Origin of the sequence: Rhodobium orientis, assembly GCF_003258835.1 — a bacterium.
Taxonomy (GTDB): domain Bacteria; phylum Pseudomonadota; class Alphaproteobacteria; order Rhizobiales; family Rhodobiaceae; genus Rhodobium; species Rhodobium orientis.
In genome coordinates this window covers 44,907-71,217 of record NZ_NPEV01000002.1, presented here as the reverse complement: position 1 = coordinate 71,217, position 26,311 = coordinate 44,907, and the positions used below count along the sequence as shown (strand labels likewise).

Below are 26,311 nucleotides of genomic sequence, written 5' to 3'. Positions count from 1 at the left end.
TGCGGCCGAGATCTGTCAGCCAATCGGCCGGCATCCGTCCACGTCTTTCGCGCGGGCGGGCGGTCCTATTCCTGTTGCCCGGCCCGTTCTCCGATCGCCGCCGACAGGGCCTTTTCGAGTACCTTCGCCAGCTCCGCCACGTGGGGCGGCCGCATCAGGCCGTAGTGGTCGGCATCCACCTGGTGGATGGAGATGCGACCTTTGGCGAGAGCGCCCCAGCCACCCTCCCCCTTGATCGCGGTCCCGCCTGTCGCCCGCACCAGCGTCAGCGGCGCCGGCGACGGCCCGGGCACATAGGCCGCAAAGGCCGCGTGGCTGGCCGCAAAGACCTTGAACAGGCGCTCGACCGCCCGCCGGTCCGCGCCCGGCAGGACGGCGGAGACCTGCGGCAGGGCCATCACCGTCCCGGCAATATCCGCATTGACGGGCAGGTCGGCATCGGCGCCGAAGAGATCGCGGGCGAAGGCGCGCCGGCAGGCAGCGGCCGGGTCAATCCCCTCACCTTCCTCGCCCTCCAGCCCGGCAAGGTCGGCGGGCGTATAGCTGTCGAGGAGGCCGACAAAGGCGACGGTGTCTCCCGATGCCTCGATCTGGCGGGCGATCTCGTAGGCGAGGACGCCGCCGAAGGACCAGCCGGCAAGGCTGTAGGGGCCGCGCGGCTGGATTTTTCGGAGGTCTCGGTAATAGGCGGCGGCCATGTCGGCGAGCCCGCCTTCGGCAACCGCCTCGCCGGGCTCAAGGCCTGCGGCGCGAAGCCCGTAGACCGGCCGCGCTGGCCGCATCGCTGCGAGCAGCGGTCCATAGCAGGAGAGCGTGCCGCCGATCGGGTGGACAAGGAACAGCGGCGGCGCCTTTTCACCAGGCGTTCCGGGCTCCGGTTGGCTGAGGGAGACGAGGAGCCCCGCCGCCGGACGGCCCGCACCCGGCACCGTTATCCCCCGCGCGCGCAGCAGCCGCGCCTGGGCGGCGATGGTCCCGGCCGCTTCCAGATCGCGCACCGAGAGGCCGCGCCCGAACGCCTCCTCGATCAGGGCGAGGAGCCGGACGGCGACGAGGCTGTTGCCGCCGCTGGCGGCAAAGTCGTCGTCGATGCCGGGAGTGTCGCCGGCAAGGCCGAGCGCCTTGGCCCAGACGTCCGCCAGCTTCCGCTCGATCTCGTCGCGCGGCGGCGTCGCGGCTCTGGCCGCCGTCTTGTCTGCCGGTTCGCCCTTGAGGGCGCGGCGGTCGATCTTGCCGCCCGGCGTTTTCGGCAGCCGGTCGCAACGGTGGATGGCGGCTGGGATCATCGGCGCCGGCAGACGTTCGGCAAGGCGCGTGCGCAAGGCCGTTTCGTCGAAACCCTCCGGCGGTGCGGCGACATGGGCCGTCAGCACCAGCTCCCCGTCCTTGCCTTCCTCCACCACGACCGCCGCCTCGCCATGGCCGCAGGCGGCAAGCGCGGCCTCGACCTCACCGGGCTCGATGCGGTGGCCGCGGATCTTCACCTGATCGTCGATGCGGCCGTGGAAGGCGACAACGCCGCCGCTGTTGGGGGCGAACGACGCCCTGTCGCCGGTGGCGTAGAGCCGGAGCGACTTGTGCGGCAGGTCGTGGATGCGGAACCGCTCCTCGGTCAGCTCCGGGCCGCCGTGATAGCCGATGGCGAGCCGCGGACCGCCGATATGGAGTTCGCCGACAACACCGTCCGGCACCGGATGGCCGGCGCGATCGAGGATGTAGATCTCCGTGCCCGGCAGCGGCCGGCCGATGGGGATCGAGGTCCCATTCGGCCGCGCGGTGTGGGTGAGCGCGGTGATCGTCGCCTCGGTCGGGCCGTAGGCGTTGACGAGACGGGTTCCCGCAATGCCGCTTCGCGACCAGGCCTTTGCCACCTCCGGCGCAAGCACGTCGCCGCCGACGATCATCAGGCGTAGCGGCAGCCCCGTGCGGTCCGCGCGGCTGCGCTCCCAGGCCGCCAACAATTCGCCGAGATAGACCGGCGGCAAGTCCGCGACTGTGACCTCGGCGTCGCGCAGGAATTCCAGGAACGCCGACGGCGCCGGCAGCTCCGCCGGGCGCAGCACCAGCCGGCCGCCGCGGGTGAGCACCGGCAGCATCTGCTCGATGGCCGTGTCGACGGAAAGGGACGCGAACTGCAGGACCGCGTCGCGCTCCGACAGGTCGAAGGCATCGGCGATGACGGCGCAATGGTGCGCGAGCGCACCGTGGGAGACGACGACGCCCTTCGGCGTCCCCGTCGAGCCCGAGGTGTAGATGATGTAGGCGGGGTCGTCCGCGCCGATCTCCGGCTCCGGCGGCCGGGCAAAGCGGGCACGCAGGCCCCCGCCGCCGGGATCGATCACCGGAACGCCGGCCGCGATCCTTTGCGCGCGCGCCACGAGCGCGTCCTCCGCCAGCACGGCGGCGGCGCCGGCATCCCTGACGATGAAGTCCAGTCTTCGGTCCGGAAGATCCGGATCGAGCGGCACCCAGACCGCGCCGAGGCCCATGGTGCCGAGACACATTGCGACGGCATCCGGGCTGCGCGGGGCAACGACCGCGACCCGCTCGCCCTTGCCGATGCCGCGGCGCGCGAGCGCCAGAGCAACGCGCTTTGCCCGCGCGGCGAGGTCGCGGTACGTGGCGCTCTCCCGGCCGGCAACGACCGCCGTTGCCGAGGGCGCGCGGCGCGCGGCATCGAGGATGCGCGCTGGAACGGGCTCGGCGAACGGCTCGGCCCGGCCCGTCCGGCTCCAGTGGTGTAGCGCCCGGTCGCGCTCCGGCGCCGTCAGCATTGGAAGGGTCGCGACCGGCATTTGCGGGGCATCGAGAACGGCCTTCAGCAGTTCGCCGAAATGGCCGAGCAGGCGCTCCAGCGCCGCGGCGCCCGGCCCGCCCTCCGCGGCATCGGCATGGACCGTGGCGCCGGCGGTGCCGTCCTCCACTTCCAGGCTCAAGGCCGCGTCGGTCGCCTGGCGGATCGCTGAAAGGTGTTCGATGTCGCCGGCCGCGAAGACCTCCGGCATGCCGGCGACGGTGGCGAAATTCTGATAGGCGAAGGTGACTGTGAACGGCGCCGCGCCGGTCGCCGTACCGCCGACCTCCCGGGCGATCCCGGCAAAGGCGACGTCGCTGTTGGCGAGCCCTTCGGACAGCTCAGCGTGGACGCTTCGGGCAAGGTCCGCGACAGGCGCCGCCGGATCGACGGTCAGCCGCAGGGCGATCATGTTGGCGCAATAACCGACCGTCTCCGCAAAGCGCTTTGCCGGACGGCGCAGGGTCGGCACACCGATGACGAGGTCCGTCTCGCCGGTGTAGCGATAGAGGAGCGCGGCAAAGGCGGCGAGATGAAGGGCTGCGGCGCTGATCTCCCGGCTTCTTGCCGCATCGCGAAGGTCCGCGCACACGGCAGCCTCGAGGGTGCGCGAGCGGCTGCCCCCTTCGCCCGCCGGCAGGCTCAGGGACGGCAACGGGCCGGCGAGGTTTTCCAGCCAATAGGCCTTTTGTGCCGCCCCTTCCGGAGAGGCAGCAAATGTCATCTCCAAATCTACGAAGTCTGCATAATCCGCGCTGCCGATCCTACGTCTCGAGAATTTTTCCTTTTTCGTGAAATGCGCGTAGGCCTGCCAGACGTCGCGGGCGATGACGGCGGAGGAAACACCGTCGGTGACGATGTGGTGGGCAAGGATCAAGACAATCGATTCCGGCGGATCGAGCCTGCCGCCGGAAAGGTGCTCGACCCTCATGACCTCCCGGCCGAGATCGAAGGGGATCGACACCCGCTGGCGCAGGAAGGCTTCGGTCCCGATTTCCTTCGGCATCGCGACGGTTGCGAGCGAAACGTCCTCGGCCCGCGGGAGGAGGACCGGCGCACCGTCGGCTTCATCGACGCGGCAGCCGAGCAGCGGGTGTTCAGCGACAAGGTGACCAAGTGCCTGTTCCAGCGCCGCCACGTCCAGATCGCGGCAGCGGAACGCGAGCGGGACGTTGTAGGCGCCGCTTTCCTGGTGGAGCTTCTGCCAAACCCAGAGGCCCGCCTGCCCGGCGCCGAGGGGACAGCGATAGGTCTCACGGTCAATTTTTGGGCCGATGTCGACTTGAGCCAGAGGTTCGCTCGACGGTGCACCGTCCAGATGATCGGCCAGCGCCCGCGGATTTGGATGGGCGGCAAGGTCGGCGGGGGAGAGTTCCCGGCCGGTCGCCTCCTCCACCGCATAGAGCAGCCGCATGCGGACCATGGAATCGGCGCCGAGGGCCGCGAAGGTGGCGTCGGCGTCGATCTCATCGACGGGAACGCCGAGTTCGGCCGCAAGGGTTTTGACGATCAAGTCGAGCGCAGTCTGTTCGGGCGTCGCAGGCTTCGGCTGTTCCACCGGAGGCGCATTGCCGACGTCGGGAGCCTCCGCCACCCAATGGCGCTCACGGGCGAAGGGATAGCCCGGCAGCGCCAGCATCGGACCTTCTTCCGACACATCTTCCGTGGCGGCGAGCGCCTCCCCGCTTTCGCGATACGCGTCGTCGTCGAGCTTTTCCGCAAGCTCAAGCCGGTCGGTCGCGGCGATGTCGACGCGGCAATCGAAGGCCTCCCGGCCGTGCTGCAGCGTGCGGGCCAGGGCCTCCATCGGAACGGCGTCCGCCTCGCGCAGGAAGGCGGCAAGGCGTTGCCGCGTCTGCCTCAGTTGCCCGTCGGTGCGCGCAGACAGCGGGAAGCGGCGCGGCCGGCGCAGCGCGTCGCTCACGACCGGCTGCGGCGGCGCCTCTTCCAGGATCAGATGCACATTGGAACCGCCGGCGCCGAAGGAGCTGATCGCCGCCCGGCGCGGCCGCCCGCCTTCCGGCGCGGGCCAGGGCGCAAGCTCCGCCTGCGGGACCAACGGTGTCTCGCGGAAGACCTCCTCCCGGTGCGCCAGCCCCGGCATCGGAAAGAGCGCACCGGTTTCGAACTGCAGCAGCACCTTGGTGAGCTGGGCAAGGCCGGAGGCCGCCTCGGCGTGGCCCATATTGGCCTTCACCGAGCCGAGCGGCACCTTGCGCCCGCCGAAAACCTTCGCCAGCGCCTTCAGCTCGATGGTATCGCCAAGCTGCGCGCCGGTCGCCGCCGCCTCCACATAGTCGATGGTCTCGGGCGCAACGCCCGCTGCCGCGAAGGCGTCTTCCATCAAGCGGATTTCGGCATCGACGTTGGGGACGGCGTAGCCGGCGGAATGGCCGGCGTGGTTGGCAAGGCTGCCCCTGATGACCGCCAGCACCCGGTCGCCGTCGCGCAGCGCCTCGGCGGCGGGTTTTAGCAGCACCGCGCCGACGCCCTCGGCCGGAAGATAGCCGTCGCCGCCGGCAAAGGCCCGGCTTTCGGGCGAGGAGGCGGCAAGACCGGCGCGGGAGAGGCCCTCGAATTTCCCGGGCGCGATCGAAAGATTGACGCCGCCGGCGACCGCGAGCCGGCATTCGCCCGAACGAAGGCTCTGGCAGGCCTGGTGCACGGCCTGCAGCCCCGACGAGCACATGCTGTCGACGGCAACGCTCGGCCCCTTAAGGTCGAAGAAGAAGGAAACGCGGTTGGCGATCGCGGAATAGGAGGACAGCGAGGTCAGCGCCCGCACCTCGGGGTCGGCGGCGAGGCTCGCATAGTGCTGGTACATGGCGCCGACGAAGACGCCGACGCGGCCGTCATAAGCGTTCTTCAGGCGGTCTCGCGTGTGCCCGGCGCGCTCGAAAAGGTGCCAGGCCGTTTCCAGGAACAGCCGCTCCTGGGGGTCGGCGAGATCGGCGGCTTTCGGGCTGTAGCCGAAGAAGCCGGCGTCGAAACGGTCGACGTCCGCGAGGAACCCACCCCATTTGCAATGGCTGGCGCCGGGAGTGCCCTTCTTGTCGGAAAAGCGCGGAACGAGGCCGGCCCGTTCCGGCGGCACTTCGGTGACGAGGTCGCGGCCCTCACGCAGCGCTTCGGCAAAGGCCTCGATGGTGTCGGCGCCCGGATATCGGCCGGCGACGGCGATGATGGCGATGTCGCCGCGATCGGGCGAGGGTTGCGGCGCGATCACAGGCCCGGGCGCAGGGTCCGATGCGGGCGGCGGAGCGCCGGCGCGGTCCGCCAGTTCGTCGGCAAGCCGCGCGATGGTCTGGCATTCGAACAGGATCGTCTGGGAGAGCGGCCCGAAATCCTTTTCCAGGCCCTCGACGATTTCGAGCGCGGAGACGGAATCGACGCCAAAACGGTCGATGGACGCTTCCGGGTCCAGCTTCTCCGCCGGCACGCCGAGGCAGGCGGAAAAGGCGGCACGAATCCTGTCGAGGACCGTCGCCCGATCCACGCCAGCAGGTTCGGTGTGGCGGGCGGGCTGCGCTGCGGCCAGGGGCTTCGGCGCGCCGGTCACGCCGATCATGGCGCGAAGCCGATCCGGCTCGCCCTCCAGTACCAGCACCTGGTCGGGTGCAGGGCCGGCAAGAAGGGCTTCCAGCGCGGCAATCGCCGGCCCGGTTTCCAGCGGCCGGATGCCCCCCTTTTCCATGGCGGCGATGGTGGCGTCGTCCAGTCGCATGCCGCCGTCGCGCCAGTAGGGCCAGTCGACAGAATGCGTGCGGCCATGGCAGAGCCCGGCTGCGACCCGTTCGTTGCGGAGCTCGGCGAAGCGGTCGAGGAAGGCGTTGGCGGCGGCGTAGTCGGTCTGGCCGGGATTGCCGAGGGCGCCCGCGGCGGACGCAAACAGCACGAAAAAGTCGAGCGAGCGTCGGCCGATTGCGGCGTCGAGGACGTCGGCACCGGTGACCTTCGGCGCCAGAACGGCGCGCAGCGTCGCCTCGTCCTTGCCGACCATCAGACCGTCGCGGAGGATGCCGGCGCCATGAAAGACGCCGTCGAGGCGGCCGTCGCAGACCTCGATCTCGACAAGCAGCGCGGCGACGGCATCGCCGTCGGTCACGTCGAGGCTGCGGTAGCGGGCGGTAGCGCCGAGGCCTTTGAGCTTTTGGAGCCAGGCCGTGACCTCCGGCGTCTCGGACGAGCGACCGGTAAGCCAGAGTGCCGGGCGGCGGCCGGAGGCGGCAATGGCTTCTGCAACGTGCCGACCGATGCCGCCGGCGCCGCCGGTCAAAAGATAGACGCCGCCCTCGCGCCACGGCGGCTCGCGGCCCTCAGGTGCCTTCCAATCGCGCCAGGCGCGCACGAGGCGCCGGCCGGCGACATGGCGGATGACAGTGTCGTCCGGCGCGCAGGCGTCACGCGCAAGACGCGCTGCGATGTCGGACGCCTCGTCGTCGACCGCGATCAGTTGCGCGGCCAGCGACCGGTGCTCGAAGGCGGCCGAGCGAAGCATGCCGCCGAGGCCTTCCAGCACGCTTTCACCGCCCGTTGCCGGCACGACGACCTGAACCAGCGTGTCGCGCCGCTCGCGGACGATGTCCTTCAGGAGCGCGAGAAGCCTTGCCGCATGGTCGGCGAATTCGGGCTCGTCGAACACGGTGCAGTCCTTGCCGGACGTGCGCAGGTCTTCGGCGAGGCCCGGCCGCGTTTCGGTGAGGCCGCAGAGGACGACGACGCGGTTTTGCGGCGCGGGGCCTTCGGTCGCGGCCTTTTCCTCAAAGATCGCCGCAAAGAGGAGCGGCAGCGGCGGATCTGGGCTTTCGGGCGTTGCCGGCGCGTCGGTCTCCGGCAACCAATAGCGGTCCTCTGCGAAGGGATAGGTCGGCAGGCTGATCGGGCGCGGACGGGGCCCGGTTCGCCGCGCCGCCCAGTCGACCGTCGCGCCCGAGACCCACGCCGCGGCGACGTCTTCCGGCGGCGCGCCCGGATCGGCCTTTTGTGCGCCAACCGCAGCACGGCCGCCAAAGACGCCCGAGGCATTCATCTCCCCGGCGATCGTGCGATCGAGTTTTTGGGCGAGATCGGCCTTACCGCCGGCGACGATGGCGAGCCGCTCCTCGAAGGCCTCGCGGCCCTCCTGCAGCGTTGTGGCGACGGACGGCATGTCGGCCTCGGCAATGCCGTCCAGCGCCTTGCGGAAGTTCGCCAGCAGCGCCGCCAGACGCTCCGGATCGCGGGCCGAGAACGGATAGATACCTGGGCCCGCGACGGCGGCGGGCTGCGCGGCGCCCCGGTATTCGGCGACGACGAGGTGGGCATTGGCGCCGCCGGCACCGAAAGAGGAGAGCCCGCCGATGCGCGCGGTCTCCCGTCCGTCGCGGACGGTGCGCGGCCAGTCTTCCAGCGTCCTCTGGACCCGGAACGGCGTTGCCGCGAAATCGATGTTCGGGTTGAGCGGCTCGACATGGAGCGAGGGCACAAGCTGGCCGTGCTTCAATTGCAGCAGCAGCTTGGTGAGGCCGGCGATGCCGGCGGCGCTCTCTGCGTGGCCGATGTTCGATTTCACCGAGCCGATGGCAAGCGGCACCGTGCGCCCGGCAAAGGCGCGCGAGAGCGCTGCGATCTCGATGGGGTCGCCGAGGCTCGTCCCGGTGCCGTGCGCCTCGACAGTGCCGATCTCGTCCGGGCCGGCGCCTGCGCGGGCCATTGCGGCCGTCACCACATCGGTCTGGGCCGGCGGGTTCGGCACCGTGTAGCCGTTGGTCTTGCCGCCGTGGTTGAGAGCCGAGCCGAGGATGACGCCATGGATGCGGTCGCCGTCGGCCTCGGCCGCGTCGAGCGGCTTCAAAAGCACCGCGCCGACGCCCTCGGCCGGCACGTAGCCGTCGCCGCCCTCGCCGAAGCTTTCGCAGCGGCCCTTGGAGGACAGGAACCGGCCCTGCGAGAGCGCCAGGTACTTGTTCGGGTGGAGGGTCAGGTTGACGCCGCCGGCGAGCGCCACCGAACAGCTTCCACCACGGAGCGCGTCGCAAGCGAGATGGATGGCAGTCAGCGACGACGAGCACATGCTGTCGACGGCGATGCTCGGGCCCTGGAAATTGCAGAAATAGGAGACGCGGTTGGCGATCGACGCCGCGCTGCCGGCGATCGCGGTCGGCGCGCCCGCCGCGGTCCGCTCCGGGCCGTAGAGCTGGTATTCCTCATACATGACGCCGACGAAGACGCCGACATCGGCGCCGGAGAGCCCTGGGCGCGGCGGCGCAACATTGGCGCGGGTGTAGCCGGCGTCCTCCAGGGTTTCCCAGGCGCATTGCAGGAACAGCCGCTCCTGCGGGTCCATATAGGCGGCCTCGCGCGGCGCGATGTTGAAGAACATCGGGTCGAAGCAATCGAAACCGTCGACGAAGCCGCCCCATTTGCCGGTAGTTTTGCCGGGCTTTCGCTGCGGATCATAGAGGCTTGCATGGTCCCAGCGCCCTGCCGGCACCTCGGTGACGCAGTCGCGGCCGGCCTTCAGGTTTTCCCAGAATTCCGCGACGGTACGCGCGCCCGGATAGCGGCCGGCAACGCCGATGATGGCGATGGGTGTGTCGCCCGGTTTTTTTGCGCGCGCCGGGACGGACGCAGGCATCGGCTCGGGGCTTGCGGGCCCGGCGTCCGCGCCGACGACTTGCGCGAGCCGGTCGGCATGGCTTTCCAGGAAATGGCCGATCACCGCCGCAAGGGTCTGGTACTCGAAGAACAACGTCTTCGACAACGGCCCGAAATCGCGCTCCAGCGCATCGGTCAGCCGGGCGATCATGACGGAGTCGATGCCGTAGTCCTCGAGCGGAGCCGTCACGGAGATGGCGGCCGGGTCGATCTCCGTCTCGCGGGCAACGAGGCCGACGAAATAGGCCTCGGCGGCGCCACGGAGGTCGGTCGCGGGAGCACCCTCCGGCGCCGATGTCTCGACGCGCGGCGCGCCCTTGCGGTCCGGCACGGCGCGCAGGGTGAAGCCCTCGATGCGGACGCAAATCCTGCCGGCCGCGTCGGCAAGGTCGATGTCGAGTTTTGACACGCCTTCGCCGGAGGGCGCGCGACGCAGATGCGCCCACATCTCCGGCCCGGTCGGCCCGAAAATCTCCATGCGGTCGATGGCGACGGGGAGCGCGAGGCCGGAGGTTCCTTTGCCGGCAAAGAGTGGCAGCGAGGCATGAAAGGCGGCGTCCAGGATGCCGGGGTTGAGGTCGTAGGTGGTGGTGTTTGCCGCGCGCGGCAGCTTCAACCGCGCAAGCACCTCGGTGCCGCCCGACCAGAGGCCGGCGACGGCCCGGAACGCGGAGCCGTAGTCGATGCCGGAGGCGGCGTAGGAGGCGTAGAGCCAGTCCGGATCGTGCGGGGCGGTACAGCGGGCCGTCACCGCGTTGATGTCGAGGCGGCCGGGTGCGCCCGCGCCGGCCGCGACGTCGCAGGTGACGGCGTCGGTTTCCCCATCGACGAGGCGGGCCTTGAAAGGTCCGCCTTCGCTTTCGCTAAGAACAATACGGATGTCCCGCTCACCCTGATCGAGCTGCACCGGGCGGCGCCAGGCGATGCGGGAAAGGGTTATCCCCTCGGCTTGCCGCAGCGCTTGTGCCGCCGTCTGCCGGACGAGTTCGAGGCTCAAGGCGCCGGGCAGGATGCGGGCGCCGCGGATGCGGTGGTCGCGGAGATAGAAGGCATCGGCATCGAGTCGGACCGTCTTTTCCACGGCACCGCCTGCGGCGATGGCACGCGCCGTGACGGTGGGGGACGGCGCGGCGGCCACCTGTTCCGACATCGCCCGGAAGACATCGCGGGCGAAGGGATAGGTCGGCAGCCTGAGCCGGCGCCTTGCCTTGCCCCATTCGACGGCGCCGCCCACGACCCAATGGGACGCGATCTCCTCAGGCGCGGCGTTGACACCAAGCGTTCCGTCCGGCGCCCGACGTGGGTCGGCGCGGCCCTGCCAGAACTCTCCGGAGGCCGCGCCGGCGAGCCATGCCGATAATTTTTCGCGCAGCTCGGCAAGGCTTCGGGCCACGATCGCCAACCGCTCGGCCATCGGCGCGCGGCCGACCTGCAACGTCGCCGCCAGATCGCCGAGATCGTTTTCGGCAATCGTTTCGCCGTCGAGGAAGCCGAGAAGGTTTTCCACGCTCTCCTTCAGCCGCGCCGCGTCCCGCGCGGACAAGACGATGACAACGGGGCCGTCCGGCCTGATCCCCGTCGCCGCTTTCGGCCGGTATTGCTCCAGCACCGCATGGGCGTTGACGCCGCCGAAGCCGAAGCTGCTGATGCCGGCCCGAAGCGGCAGCGGCCTGCCTGCGGCATCGCGCACCGGCCGCCAATCCTCCAGTTCCCGGACGATGCGGAACGGGGTTCCGTCCAGGTCGATAAAGGGATTGACCGTCTCGCAACGGAGGCTCGGCGCGATCTTGCCGTAGCGGAATTGCTGGATCAGCTTGATGAGGCCGGCAACGCCGGCGGCAAGCTCCAAATGGCCGATATTGGTCTTCACAGAGCCGATACCGCAGCCGGTGCCTTCCAGCTTCTCCTCGCCCTTCGGCAGGTCTCGGAACGCGGATTTCAGGGCGTTGATCTCGACGGGATCGCCGAGGGCGGTCCCTGTCCCGTGGGCCTCGACATAGCCGACGGTGCGCGGGTCGACGGCCGCGCGCGTCCAGGCGGTGCGGATGAGGTCGGCCTGGGCCTCGGTGTTCGGCGCGGTCAGAGAATTGGCGTGGCCGCCATGGTTGACCGCCGTGCCGCAGACGATTGCGAGGATCGGGTCGCCGTCGCGCTCTGCATCCGCCAGCCGGCGCACGAACAGCATGCCGACACCCTCACCGCGGCCGTAGCCGTCGGCCCTGTCGGAAAAAGTCTTGCAGCGGCCGTCGGGTGCCAGCATGCCGGCCTTGGCGAAGCTGATGTGGGCGTCGGGCGTTACCATCGTGTTGACGCCGCCGACGAGCGCCGCCTCGCAGTCGCCGGCACGGATCGCCTGCACCGCCCTGTGAAGCGCCACCAGCGAGGAGGAACAGGCTGTCTCGATCGGCTCGCTGGGGCCGTGCAGGTCGAGGAAGTAACTGATCCGGTTGGGCCCGACCGACGGCACGGTGCCGGTGGCCACATAGCCCTCGCCGCCCTCGCCCGCCCCGCCGCGATAACCGCTGGAGGAGGTGCCGACGAAGACGCCAACCTTTTTGCCGGCAAAACTTTTCGGCGAATGGCCCGCGTCCTCGATCGCCTTCCAGGCATGGGGCAGCATCAGGCGCTGCTGCGGGTCCATCATCCGCGCCTCGCGCGGCGAGATGGCAAAGAACAGCGGGTCGAAGTCAAAAACGCCGTCGGTGAAACCGCCCCAATGGACGTTGGTTTTGGTCGGGTCGGTCTTCGGGTCGCCGTCGACCTCGCGCCAGGACCAGCGGTCGGGCGGGATGCGGGTGATGCAGTCGCGGCCGCTCGCAAGGTTCTCCCAGAAGGCGTCGGCGTCCACCGCCATCGGGAAGGCGCAGCTCATGCCGACGATGGCGATGGGATCGGCGTCGGAGTGGGCGGGTGCCGGCATAGGTTCAATGACCGCCGGTTCGGCGGTGACGCGCGCCGGGGCCGTCGGCTCGGAGGATACCGGCGCCGTCTCAAGGCCGAGCTGTTCCGGCGTCAGGTCTTCCACGATGTGGCCGGAAAGCCGGAAGAGCGTTGCGAATTCGAAGAAATCGGCCGGCGTCAGGGCGAGCCCGAGTTCGGCATTTATCCGCGAGGCGAAGGCCGTCATGGTGATGGAATCGAAGCCGAAATCGCCGAGTTCGGTGTCGACGTCGAGAACCTCCGGTTCGACTTCGAGGATGTGAGCTGCGATCTCCGTGACGAGGCGTAGGGCGGCCGCTTGGCGATCGTCATCCGAAAGCTCAGCCGCAGGGTCCGGAGCAATGTCCGGGGTCGACGTGCGTTCAGCGTTCCCGGCAACGGGCCGCGCGACGAAATCCTCCAGCCGGACCGCGACCGTCCCAGCTTCGTCGCAGACATCGATGGAGGCACCCTTGTCGCCGGCGCGAATGACGGCCCACATAGTCGGGCTCGTAACCCCGAAGACGACAACGCGGCGCACGGCATAGGGAAGCGCAAGGGCGTCGGCAGCGTCAGTCAGCAGCGCCACGGCCTGCAACGCGCCGTCGAGGATCGCGGGATCGAGATCGAAACCTCCGTCGGCCTCGGGCGGGCACTCCAACCGTGCAACGGCGATGCCGGGACCGCGCCATGCTTCAGCGAGGGCGCGTTGCGCCGCGCCGTAGGCAAGGCCGGTTTCGGCAAAGCGCCGGTAGAGCGCGGCGACGTCGACGGCTTCGGTCGCGTTCGCCTTGGCGTCCGCGAGGTCGATGCGGGGGGCGGGAACGGAAAGCGCGCGCGCGACGCCTTCAGAGTGGCGGCCTCCGTCCGCCGATATCCTGTAGGCCCGGCCTTGCGCCCCGCCCGCTTCCAGCGTCACCTCGATCTTCACCGGCTTGTCGTCGACGTCGACCGGGCCGACCCAGCTATGGCCGACGAGTTCGACGGCGCCTTCGATGCCGGCTCCCTCAAGCGCGCGGCGGACCAGCTCAAAGGAGACAACGCCGGGCAGCAGCTTTTTGCCGCCGACCACGTGGTCGCGCAGGAAGCTCTCCTGCCCGGTCAATGTCCGGGACAGGCCGGGTTTCGGTGCGGCGGGCGCGTGCTTTTTGTCCGCCGAAGCGCCGACCCAATAGGGCGTCGCCGCGAAGGGATAGCCGGGGAGGGAAATCCGCCGCGCCTTCTGGCCGCGCCAGGCCTTTTGCCAGTCGACATTGAAACCGCCGGCCCAGAGCACCAGCAGGTCCTCCGGCCGGCCGCGTTCGGCAAGGCCCGCGGCCGCCTCGGCGAGCGGTCCATCGTTTTCCAGCACGGAGAGGAGCTTGCGGACGCTCCTTACCTCACCGGTCACGACGCCCGCGCCGGCATTTCCGGCGGCAATCGACGCCAGCTTTGCCAGCAGGCCCGCGCGATCCATCGCGACAAAGCCGAGGCGGTGGCGCATGGGTTCGCGGGTGACCTGCAGCGTCCAGGCGATGTCGGCGAGCCGTGGATCGGCCTTTTCCAGAACGGCATAGAGCCGCGCGGCGCTCTCGGTCAGTTGCGCCTCCGTTTTGGCCGAGAGCACGATGAGCTGCGGGCCGGTCGCCTCGGCCTCGATAGGCGGGGTCGAGGGGTACTCTTCGATGACCACATGGGCGTTGGAGCCGCCGAAGCCGAAACTGCTGACGCCCGCGCGGCGCGGCAGTGGCGTCCCGTCCGAGCCGATGACCGGCTGCCAATCCGTCTTTGCCTGCGCAATGCGGAACGGGCTGCCGTCCAGCTTCAGATAAGGGTTCAGCTCTTCGGCATGGAGCGAGCGGGCGATGGTGCGATGGCGGATCTGCAGGAGCACCTTGATGAGGCCGGCGATGCCGGCGGCGATTTCCAGGTGGCCGATATTGGATTTGACCGAGCCGAGGAGGCAGCGGTGCACGAACGCTTCGGGCGCCGGGCCGAACCGCTCCTCCGCCTCGCGGTCGAGGTCGGCGAAGGCTGCCGTCAGCGCCTCGACCTCGATCGGGTCGCCGAGCGGCGTGCCGGTGCCGTGGGCCTCGATATAGCCGACGGTGCGAGGGTCGATGCCGGCCGCGCGATAGGCGGTGCGCAGAAGGTCGGCCTGGGCCTTGGGGTTCGGCGCCGTCAGCGAGGTGGCGTGGCCGCCATGGTTTTCCGCGCTTGCCCGGATTAGCCCATGAATGCGGTCGCCGTCGCGGACGGCATCGCCCAGCGGCTTCAGGAAGACAAGACCGATGCCCTCGCCGCGGGCATAGCCGTTGGCGGCGGCGGAAAACGGCTTGCAGCGGCCGTCGGGCGCCAGCATGCCGGCCTTGGCAAAGCCGACGAAGGCCTCCGGCAGCAGCAGCACACCGACGCCGCCGGCAATCGCCGCCGAACAATGGCCCGAGCGCAGCGCCTCGACGGCGCGGTGGACGGCGACGAGGGCGCTGGAACAGGCGGTCTCCACGGCAACGCTCGGCCCGTGGAAATCGAAATGATAGCTCAGCCGGTTCGGCCCGATGGAGGGGGCGAGCCCGGTCATGGTGTAGCCCTCGACGCCGAGCCCGGCCGCCGCGATCAACCGGCCATAGCCGGCATCGGCCGTGCCGACGAAGACGCCGGTCTTCGAGCCGGCAAGGGCGGACGGGGGATAGCCGGCGTCCTCCATCACCCGCCAGGCCTCGGTGAGGAGGAGGCGCTGCTGCGGGTCCATCATCCGCGCTTCGGGCGGCGAAATGCCGAAGAAGGCGGCATCGAAGCCGGCGATGTCGTCAAGGAAACCGCCGGACTTCACATTGGCGCGGCCGGGCTCCGACAGCGGATCGCCCCACCAGGCGCGCCAGTCCCAGCGCTCCGGCGGCACCTCGGAGATGCAGTCGCGCTCGTTCGCCAGCACGTCCCAGAACGCGTCGATGTCCGGCGCGCCGGGGAAGCGGCAGGCCATGCCGATGATGGCGATGGCGTCGTCATTGGGATGGTTATCCCGGACAAGAGCAGCGGCTGGCCGAGGGCGCGGCGCGGGAGCGGCAGGCGGGATCCTTGCCGGTTCGGCGGGCTCGGCCTTGGGCACCTCCTGGCGCTGCGGCGCCGGCGTTGCGGCGATGCCAAGGGTTTTGGCGATCGCCTCCGGCTCGGCTTCGGCGAGGTGGCCGGCAAGGCCGTCGAGCGTCGGGTACTCGAAAAAGAGCGGCGGCGTCAGTTCCAGGCCGAAGCGGTCGTTGAGGCGGTTGGCGAACTGGGTGAAGCCGATGGAATCGAAGCCGTATTCGGTCAGCTCCACGTCCGATTCCAGGTCGTCCACGGACACCTTGAGCTGGGCGGCGGCTTCGTCGATGAGCGCGGCAAGGACGGGACGGCGGAGCATGTCGGCATCGGGCGCGGCAGGCACGGCAGGCGCGGCGGCCCCGAAGCTTTCAGGCTGGGGCGCTGCCTCCGGCTCCACGCCGGCCAGGAACGCCTCGATGCGTGCGGCATCGCCGACGGCGACGATCGCGCGCGGGTGGCTTCCGGCGACCGCTGCGTCGAAGGCGGCGATGCCGGCGCCGGTTTCCAGCGCCGCAAGGCCCGTCACCCGGCGCATAAGGTCCTCTTGGGCGGCGCCGATCCGCATGCCGCCGTCGGCCCAGAGCGGCCAGGCGATGGAGACCGTGCGGCCCTGGCAGAGGCCGCGCGCGCGGCGCGCCTCGCGCATCTCGGCAAAGCCGTCGAGGAAGGCGTTGGCGGCGGCGTAATCCGCCTGCCCCATATTGCCGGAGACACCGGCGACGGAGGCAAAGAGCACGAAGAAGTCGAGCGGGGCATCGCCGATGGCGGCATCGAGCGCGAGAGCCCCGCGCACCTTCGGCGCCAGCACGGCGCCCAGCTCGGCCGCGGTCTTGCGCAGCACGCGCCCGTCGCGCAGCGTTCCGGCCGTGTGGACGACGCCGTCGAGCCGGCCATGGATGGTTCGGATGCGCTCGACCAACGCGGCGACGGCGGCCTCGTCGGCGATGTCCGCGACCTCGTAGACGAGGTTTTCGGTCGCCTCGATCTGCGCGGCGAGGTCCGCGTCGGGCGCGCGCCTGCCGGCCAGCACGATCTTCGCACCCGGCGCATGGGCAAGCGCGGCATCGGCGAGGAGCCGGGCGAGCGCGCCCGTGCCGCCGGTGATCAGGTAGACGCTCCTATCCTTCCAGGGCGGCGATACCGAAGGAAACACGCCCGCCGCCTCGATTGTCTCGATCTCAAGACCGCTCGGCGCCAACCGCAAATGCGCGCCGGCAGGCGCGGCTTCGGCCGCGGCCAAGGCGCTTGCGAGCTTTGCGGCGTCGCCGGACGCGCGCAGCACCTGGCCGTGGAAGCGGCGGTGCTCGCGGTGGATGCTTTTCAGCATGCCGGCAATTCCACCGAGCGGCGACGCCGTATCGTCCTCGGCAAGCACGACCTGCATCAGGATATTTCGGTCGCCCGGCGCCGCCAGCGCCTCCCGGGCGGCGGCCATCACCTCATTCGCAAGGCGCATGAAGCGGTCGGCGAGGGGCAGGTCGGCACCGCCGATCCCCAAGATGTCGCGGTCCGGCAGGGCGGCGACCAAGGAGCCATGGTCGATGCCCGGGCCGGCAAGGCAAACGATGCGCCGGCTAAAGACCGGCTTTTCCGGTATCGGCACAAACGGCGCCCAAGCCGGGACGAAACGGAGGGCCGCCTTCTTAGGGCCCTTGGGTTCGCCGGCAGGCGGCGCCAGTTCGCGGGCGATGAAGCCGGTCATGGCGACCCGCACCGTGCCGTCGTCGGCGATGAGGTCGATGTCGGCCTTCTGAAGGCCCCTCGCCGCCCCCACCGCCTCTCGGACATGGGCCCACATCGCCGTTTCCAGCGGCCCGAGCACCTCGATCGTTTCCAGCGAGAACGGCAGGGACGCAACGCTGCCGCCCCTGCCGTCCGCGTCAATGGAGAGGCCGATGGCCGACTGAAAGGCCCCGTCCATCAGGCTCGGATGAAGGCCGACTTTTTCCAGCGTCGCCTCAAGGGCTTGCGGCAACTCCAGACGGGCAAGAACGGCCCCGTCGGATATGGCGAGGTCGGCGATGACGCGGTGGGCCGGCCCGTACCGGAGCCCCATGGCGTCGAAGGCACCGTAGACGGCGGCGGCACCGACATGGCGGGCGGGCGCGGCGCTGAGGGCGGCGAGGTCGACCGGCCGCCGGCTCGCGCCGCCGGAGGCCGCGATCCGCATCTGGGCGTGGACCTCGCGGACGCCGTCGGCGGCACGGCTTGAGATGTCCACGCGGATGCTGCCGTCGTCGCGCGGGTCGATTTCGCAGACGACGGTGACGGGCGCCTCGACGCGCAGGGGCGCCATCCAGACGACCTTGCGCAACACGGGATCGGCGATGCCGTCCGCAACGGCCGCAGACCGGGCTAGTTCCAGATAGGCAACGCCGGGAAAGACCGGCGTGCCGGCGACCCGGTGGTCGGCGAGGAACATCTCGGCGCCGGTGAGGCGGAGCGAATAGCGTCCCTTCCCTTCGGACGTCGGGGTGAGCGATGCGGGATGCGTTTCCGCCTGCGGCAACCAGAAGCGCTTTCTCTGGAAGGGATAGGAGGGCAGCGCGATGCGGCGGGGTTTTTCTCCGGCCCAGAGTTTTTGCCAGTCGACCGCGCCGCCCGCCGCCCAGTGCCGGGCGATCCCGGCCGGATCGGCGCGCGCCGGGTCCAGCGCTGGCGCGTCGTCCTCGCGGCCGTTGGCGACCCTTCCCGCGAATGCGGCGCCCCCGTCCCCGGCGAGGAAGGCATCCATGCGGCGGACGAGGTCGTCGCGGTCATTCGCCACGAACGCGGCGCGCCAGCGCATGGCGTCGCGGCCGACCTGCTGCGTGTAGGCAAGGCTGGCGAAATCGGCCTCCGTCGCGGCATCCCGGAGGCGCACGATGGCCTCCTTCAGCGCCGGCTCGCTCGCCGCGGACACTGGCACGACAAGCGGGCCATCAAATTGGCCGGAACAGGCAGGACGCGCGTCCTGAAATTCCTCGACAACCATATGGACGTTGGCGCCGCCGGCGCCGAAGGAGGAAAGCCCGGCGCGGCGCGGCTGTTCCGCGCCGTCGACGACCGGGCGCTCCCAGGGCCTCGCCTCGTTCAGGAGGAAGAACGGCGTTCCCTCCAGGTCCAGGAGCGGGTTCGGCTCGGCGCAATGGAGGGTCCGGAAGCGGGTGCCGCTTCGCATCGCCAAGAGCACCTTGATGAGGCCGGCGACGCCCGCGGCGGTCTCGGTATGGCCGATATTGGACTTGATGGAGCCGAGGCCGATCGTCGGCGCGGCCGGCGGCGCGAGCCCGCGCTCGCCGTAAAGCTCGGCGAAGGCGCGCCTCAGGCCCTCCGCCTCGACCGGATCGCCCAGCGGCGTGCCGGTGCCGTGGCATTCGATGAGGCCGATGGTGCGCGGGTCGGTGCCGGCGTTCCTGTGCGCCTCGACGATGAGGCGGGCCTGCGCCTTCGGGTTCGGCGCGGTCAGCGAGGTGGCGCCGCCGCCATGGTGCTCGGCCGAGCCCTTGATCACGCCGAGAATCGGGTCGCCGTCGGCCTCGGCCGCATCGAGGCGCTTTAAGAGCACCGCGCCGACGCCGTCAGCGCGGGCATAGCCGTTGGCGCCAGCGGAAAACGTCTTGCAGCGGCCATCCGGCGCCAGCATGCCGATGCGCGAGAACAGGATGTGTTGCAGCGGCGAGAGCATGAGATTGGCGCCGCCGGCAAGCGCCATCTCGCAGCCCTCGTGGCGGATCGCCATCACCGCGCGGTGGATGGCGACCAGCGAGGAGGAGCAGGCGGTGTCGATGGCTTCGCTCGGCCCATGGACGTCGAGCAGGAAGGAGAGCCGGTTGGGGCAGAAGGTGTGGCCGAGACCGGTCATCTGCTGGGGGTCGAGCGAGCCGTCGCGGTTCACCATCTCCATGTAGTCGAGGAGGTCGATGCCAAGGAAAATCCCGACCTTGCGGCCGGCCAGCGACCCCGGCGCATAGCCGGCCTTTTCGATGGCGCACCAGGCGCATTCCAGGAACAGCCGGTGCTGCGGGTCCATCAGCTCCGCTTCGCGCGGCGAGATGTGGAAGAAGGCGGCATCGAAGAGGTCGACGCCGTCGACGAAGCCGCCGTGTTTCACGTTGGTGAAGGGGCCCTTCTTCGGGTCGCCATCGACGGCGCGCCAGTCCCAGCGTTCGGGCGGCACTACCTCCATGCAGTCGTCGCCGGCGGCAAGATGGGCTTCGAGCGCCTCGAGGTCCGGGCTCTTCGGGAATTTGCCGTCCATGGAAATGACGGCGATGGGGACGTCGGTCGAAGGTTCGGTTTTGTCGGGCGCCGGACGGGCAACAGGTGCCGGCGCGACTGGCTGCGCCGCGGCGCGGTGGCGAGCGAGCCATACGGTCGTCTCGTCGTCGGCGGGGGCCGCGTCCGGCACGGCAGTGCGGATGGGCGGCGCCACAGGGGCTGGTGGAGGCGTCGGTTGTCCGGGCGCTTTCGGCTTTTCCTTCTCGTAGCGGGCGGCGATGGGCACGCGATAGCGGGCCAACAGAATGTTCGCGAGATCGTTGAGGTCCCTTGCCTCAAAGAAGGTCGTCGGGGCGACGGAAATGCCGAAATGGCGGGAGATCTTGGCCATGATCTCGGTGATGGCGATGGAATCGATGCCGAGATTGGCCAGGTTCTCGGTCGGATCGAGCTCGGCCTCAACCATCCCGAGGGCGCCTGCCGCGAGGTGCCAGACGTCAGCCGCGAGACGGGTCTTAACGTCCGCCTCCGACGACGCAGCATCCTTCCCCGCCGGCGCGTCCACCTCAGGCCGCACGCTGGCGCGCGCCACCAGCTCTTCGTCGAGCAGGCGCCGCATGCGGGGGCCGAGGTCCTTGCTGTCGTCGGTCATTTCGCGGCCGCTCCCTCGACGGCGGGTTCGGCGAGCATGTCGCGGTAGCGGCGCATATGGGCGAGCAGCTTCCAGAGGTCCGCCTCCCAGCGATGGCGGTAGGAATCGATGAAATAGCCCTGGCCGAGGTCGGGCGTGTCGGTCTTCTTGGCCTTCAGGAAGCGCTCCAGGCCCGGGCTGCGGGCAAAGAGCGCGCGGGCATAGTTCAAGACGAACAGCCCTTGCGTCTTCATGCCGTCGCCCAGGCCGCCGGCGGCGTTGATGAAGCCCATGAAGAGGAGGTTGTCGTGGTTGCGCGGGGTGGAATGGAGGAAGAGATCGGGAATGCCGTCCTTCCATTCCAGCAGATTGTCATCAAGAAACGGGAAGTCGCGGCGATAGCCGGTGGCGTACAGCACAAGGTCGATGTCGGCCGCGCTGCCGTCGCGGAACCGCACCGCTTTGCCGGCAAAGCTCTCCACGTCGCCCTTCGGCCGAATGTCGCCATGGCCGATGTGGTAGAGCAGCAGCGAGTTCATCACCGGGTGGGCGGCGTCGATCGGATAGTCCGGCTTCGGCAGGCCGAAGGTAGTGCCGTCATAGCCGGCAAAGCGGAAGACCTCGGCCACATAGGCGAGTGTCTCTTCCTTCGTGGCGAACTTGTTGCCGAGCTCCATCATCCATTGCGGCGTCGGCTTTCCGTCGATGAATTTCGGCTGGTAGTAGTAGCCGCGCCGCGTGCTGTGATGGACGCTTTGCGCCGTCGTCACGGCATCGACGGCGAGGTCGCAGCCGGAATTTCCGCCGCCGACGACGAGGACGCGCCTGTCGCGGACCTGGTCGGCGGACTTGTAGCCTGCGGCGTGGAGCACCTCGCCGGAAAAGCTGCCCGGATAGGGCGGCTCGGGATAGAGCGGCACGCGCTGCAGGCCGTTGCAGACGACGACGAGGGGATAGTGCTCGTCATGGCCGGCGCTGGTCCTCAGGCGCCAGCCGTCGCCCTCGGGGATCAGGCTTTCAACGGCCGCATTGAAGTTGGCGCGCCCGTAAACGCCGAAGGCCCGCGCGTAGGCACGGATATAGTCCAGCATCTGGCGGTGGTTCGGATAGGGCGGATAGTCCTCCGGCATCGGGAAGTCGGCAACCTGGGTGTTGAATTTCGGCGAGATGAGATGCAGCGAGCGATAGGTGCGCCCGCACGGGGCCTCGCCATTCCAGACGCCGCCGAAATCGGCCTCCGCCTCAAAGAGGTCGACTTTGATGCCGCCCTCGATCAGCTCGCGGGCAACGCCGATGCCCGTCGGCCCGCCGCCGACGATCGCCACCCTCGTCATGGTCCTGCCTCCTCGCGAATGCGGATGTCGCGGCTCTCGCCGAGCGGGACGGTCCGGATCCCCTCGATCCGCAAGCTCTCCTTGCCTACCGCATCGAAGAGGGTCGCCGAGAGGCCGTCCGCGGCATCCACGATCCGAACAAGGGCCGATTCGCCCGGCGCGGCAAAGCCCGTCATCGCGGCAACGCTCATCGGAAGCGCGAGCCGCGCGCCGTCCGCACCCGAGGCAAAGAGGACGAGCCGCCAGACGGCGTCGAGATAGAGCGGGTCGAAGAGGGCGCCGGTGGGCTCCGAGCCGCGCGGCAGGTCCAGGCGCGCGGAGATGGCCGCGCCGTCACGCCGGACCTCAATTGCCCGGGCCATTTCCGGCGATGGCGGCCCCGATGCGGCAAGGCGTTCGGCGAGGGCGGCGAATTCCGCCGTGGCATCCGCGCCGCGGAGAAGGTCGGCGGGGGCGACCGTTGCCGGCTTGACGTCCGGGTCCGATCCCAGCGAGCCGAGATGGCAGGGCGTTGCCGCCTCGCCGTCGGCCTCGATGCGATAGAGAAAGCCTTCGTCGTCGGCCATCACGACAACGGTAAGGTCGCGCGGGCGGCCGTTGACGACGACCGGGCGGCCCCAGAGGAGGTGCGAGAGACGGCGGACCGGCGCCCCGGTCATGCGCTCGGCGGCCGCGCGGGCAAGTTCCGGCAGGAAGAGCCCGAGGAGCCGGCGGTCCGCGCCGCTGACATCGCATGAAAGCCAGGGCTCCGTGCCGTCGATGCGCACGGTCATGCGACCGACCTCGCCAGCCGTTGGATGCGATCCGAGGAGCGGCGTAGCGCGCGCCGGCGCATCGGCCCGCTTTTCCGGTTCGTCGATCCAGTAGGTCGTGCGCGCGAAGGGATAGCCCGGCAGGCGCAGGCGCCGCGCGCCGGGGATTTCCGGCCAGTCGATATCGAGGCCCTTGGCCCAGAGGTCGGCGGCCTTTTCCAGCCGGCCGGCATCGCCGGAGGTGAGCCATTTGGCGACGAGGTCGCGGGCGTCGGGATCATCGGCATAGGGCGCGACGGCGTCCCGGTCGCCGGAAGAGAGATGGACGCCCGTCGCGGGCGCGCCAGCAACGACGGAGGCGAGCGCGCGCAGGAGGGTTTCGCGGTCGCTTGCAACGACCGCGAGCCGTTCGGCGAAGGTGCTGCGGCCGGATTGCAGCGTGGCGGCGAGATCGGCAAGGTCGAGATCCGGCCGCGCCGTCACCACGCGCTCCAGCGCGCCGGCCTGCTCAACCAGCGCGTCGCGGGTCTTGGCCGAGAGGACGATGAGATGCGGTCCCTGCCCTACCCGCTCACGCGGCTGCGGCGCTGCGGCCTCTTCCAGAACCACATGGGCGTTGGTGCCGCTGAAGCCGAAGGAGCTGACGGCGGCGCGGCGCGGGGAGCCTTGCCAGTCGCGAAGCTCCCGGCAGACGTCAAACGGCGTCTTTTCGAACGGAATGTGGCGGTTCAGCGTTTCGACATGGATCGAGGGCGGGATCTGCCGGTGTTCCAGCGCCAGCATCGCCTTCAGGGCGCCGGCGATGCCGGCCGAGGCGAGAAGGTGCCCGACATTGCTCTTCACCGAGCCGAGGGCGCATTTGGTCCCTTTGGGCACGCCGGCAAAGGCGCCGGTCAGGCCCTCGACCTCGATGGGATCGCCGAGCGCCGTGCCGGTGCCGTGGCATTCGACAAGGCCAATGGTCGCCGGGTCGATCCCGAAGCGCTGATAGACTTCCTTCAGGAGCGCGGTCTGGGCCTCCGGGTTCGGCGCGGTGATGCCGTTGGTGCGGCCGTCCTGGTTGGTGCCCCAGCCGCGGATGACGGCGCGTACCGGATCGCCGTCGCGTTCGGCGTCGGACAGGCGTTTCAGGAGTACCGCGCCGACGCCCTCGCCCGGCACGAAACCGTTGGCGCGATCATCGAAGGAGAAGCAGCGCCCGTCCGCCGAGAGCATCGCGACCTTTGCGGTGTCGATGAACATTTTCGGGCCGACCAGCACGGAGACGCCGCCGGCAAGCGCCAGGTCCATAGCGCCCGCTGCGAGGCCGTCGCAGGCCTGGCACAGCGCCACCAGCGAGCTGGAACAGGCGGTGTCGATGGAAAGGGCGGGGCCGCGCAAATCGAGCAGATAGGAGATGCGGGCGGCAAGGATCGAGCCGGAGGCGCCGAGGAGACTGTAGGTGTTGCGTTCGGCAATCCGGTCCTCATAGCCGCTCGCGCCGGAGGCGACATAGACGCCGGTGCGGGTTCCTGAAAGGCTTTGCGGATCGATGCCAGCGTCCTCGATGGCGTGCCAGGCGGTCTGGAGGAACAGCCGCTGCTGCGGGTCCATCAGTTCCGCCTCGCGCGGGGTGATGGCAAAGAAGCGGGCGTCGAACGATCCGGGCTCATCGAGCGCGCCCATCCATTTGCAATAGGTCTTGCCCAGCGCCTGGGGGTCGGGGTCGTAGAACTCGGCGATGTCCCAGCGCGAGGGTGGAACCTCGGAGATGCAGTCGCGGCTTGAACGGATGTTGTCCCAGAAGCTGTCGAGGTCGCCGGCCTTCGGGAAGGTGCCTGAGGCGCCGATGATGGCGATGGGCTCGGTGCCGGCGGGCGCGGCTCTTGCTGCCAGGGCGTTGAGGGCGGGGGCAGCAACGGGAGCTTCGGTGGCGGCGGCCGGCGTCTCTTTGGTCGGCGCGGCGGGCGCGGGCTCCCGCGCCGGAAGGAGCGACGCGATGTGTTCCGCCAACGCACCGACGCTCGGATGGGCATAGACGGCCGTTGCCGGCAGCTCGATGCCGTAGCGGGCGTTGAGGCCGCGGATCCAGGTCACCGCGAGGATGGAATCGAGGCCGATATTTAGAAAGCTGTCGTCGTCGCGGATGTCCGACGGTTCGATCATCAGGGTTTCGGCCAGCGAGGCGATGATTTCGGCTTTCACCCTGCCGGTGTCGGCGTTCGCCGCGGCCGGCGTTGTTTCGGGCGCCGGTGCGGCCGGGGCCGCCGGCGTCCCTGCGACAAGCGCCGCGATATGGGCCGCCAGCGCGCCGACGCTCGGATGCGCATAGACGGCGGTCGCCGGCAACTCGATGCCGTAGCGCGCGTTGAGGCCCCGGATCCAGGTGACGGCGAGGATGGAATCGAGGCCGAGGTCGAGGAAGCTGTCGCCGTCGCGGATGTCGGCGGTGTCGACCATCAGGGTTTCGGCGAGCGACGCGACGATCTCCGCCTTCGTGGCGCCGGCCCTTGTCGTGGGGGCGGAGGGACCGGCGTCGGCGGGAAGGCTTCCGAATTTCTCCGCGATCCGGGCGCGCACGGCGTCGTTGCCGATAAAGGTCTTTTCGTGCATGGCGACTTCCCGTTGCAGCACGGCATCGAGATTTTTCCGCAAGGACGCGGCGCGCGCCGCCTTCTCGGCGATGAGGTCCGCGCGCGGGCGCGCTGCCAGCGCATGGGCGGCAGCAAGCACTTTCGGCAGCACATCCCGGCCCGGCAGTGTCGTGACGCGTGGTGAACGTGCGGCCAGCTCCGCGCCGCGATATTCGCGCGCCGAAAACAGAACTTCGCGGCCGAGGTCGTCACCGAGCCTTGCGGGGAAGACGAGGGTCGCGCCGGCGCCGGGCGTGAAGCCGTACCAGAGATAGTTGCTGTGGTAGACGGCTTCTTCAGCGAGTACCGCGGCATCGCAGAAGAGGCCGAGCGACCAACCGGCGCCAATCGCATGGCCCTGCATGGCGGCGACGACGGGAAGTCCGCAGGCGAGCGGCAGCGAATAAATGCGCCGATCGGTGAAGCGGCCGGCGCCGGCCTGCAGCTCGGCAAGGCCGTCCGCCGTACCGCCGCAGGCGAAATAAGCATCGAAACCGGTCAACACGACGACCTTCGCGTCCGCCATTTCGGCGATCGCCGCGAACGCCTCCTCCAGCCCGTCCATGAAGGCCGGGGTGAACATGTTGCGGCCTGCCGTCTCGACCATCCTGACCAGCACGACGCCGTCGGCGAAGCGCTCCAGCTCGATGACGTCGGAACGGAGCGGCAGGCGCCGGGGCGCCAGGGTTGCGGGCGCGGCGGACAGGTCGAGGACAAGGCCGTTCGGCGTCGCATCCCCGACAAGCGCCGGCATCTCCCGACGCATGTGGTTTTTCAGGAGCACAAGCGCCTCGCGCGGCGCCTCGGCGATCCGGCCGGCCAGGTCGAGGGCGGCAGCCTCCACCTCTCCCGACGGATGGACCGGGCTGCCGACTGCGGCGACGTCAGTGGCCGCGATGGATCGGCGGCCGGCGCCGCCAGCGGCGAGGCGGCGATTGCGAAGCCGCACGCCGAGTTCGGTCGTCGGATCCGGGATGGCGTCGAAGCGTGCGTTGTCGGCAAGGACAAGGAAGTCAGCGTGGAGCGCGGCATAGGCCCCGGTGCCTTCGGCCGCTCCGGTGACCGCCGCAACGACCGGCACGGCGCAGTCGACGAAGGCCATGGGGTCGAAGGCCCCCTCCCCGCACCAGGCCTCATTTCCCGCAAGAACCAGACAGCGGACGGCCTCGTCGGTGCGCGCCGCATCCAGTTCGCGCGCTATCGCCGCTTCCAGCGACCGATCCCAGCGGCCGGCAAGGTCGAGGATGCGCACGCCATCGGCATCCGGCCGGCGGGCGACGGAGCCGGGTGCTTCGCCTGACGTCGTAGGAGCGGCGAGAGGTGCGAGCCGGACCTTGATCGCGCCATCGGTTGCCACCGGGCCGATTTTC

3 protein-coding genes (1 of these 3 running past the window's edge) are annotated in these 26,311 nt (G+C 69.8%); all 3 read right to left on the bottom strand.

Annotated features, from left to right (window positions below; all coding sequences use genetic code 11):
* Positions 1–65 precede the first annotated feature (65 nt).
* Tightly spaced (each overlapping or abutting the next), the 3 genes in view from CH339_RS01615 to CH339_RS01605 form a layout consistent with a single transcriptional unit that may run on beyond the window.
* Complete coding sequence (locus CH339_RS01615) at positions 66–20,264, bottom strand: non-ribosomal peptide synthetase (RefSeq protein ID WP_111432530.1); 20,199 nt, start codon at positions 20,262–20,264, stop codon at positions 66–68.
* Positions 20,261–21,577 carry a flavin-containing monooxygenase gene (locus CH339_RS01610; protein WP_111432529.1) on the bottom strand — a complete coding sequence of 439 codons (1,317 nt, stop codon included), beginning with the start codon at positions 21,575–21,577 and terminating at the stop codon, positions 20,261–20,263. Before CH339_RS01610 ends, CH339_RS01615 begins: the two co-directional genes overlap by 4 nt.
* Positions 21,574–26,311, bottom strand: partial view of an SDR family NAD(P)-dependent oxidoreductase gene (locus CH339_RS01605; protein ID WP_111432528.1) — the final stretch only. Its footprint extends 15,821 nt past the window's final position; the window shows 4,738 of its 20,559 coding nt (coding positions 15,822–20,559); the start codon falls outside the window, past its right edge; it ends in the stop codon at positions 21,574–21,576. Before CH339_RS01605 ends, CH339_RS01610 begins: the two co-directional genes overlap by 4 nt.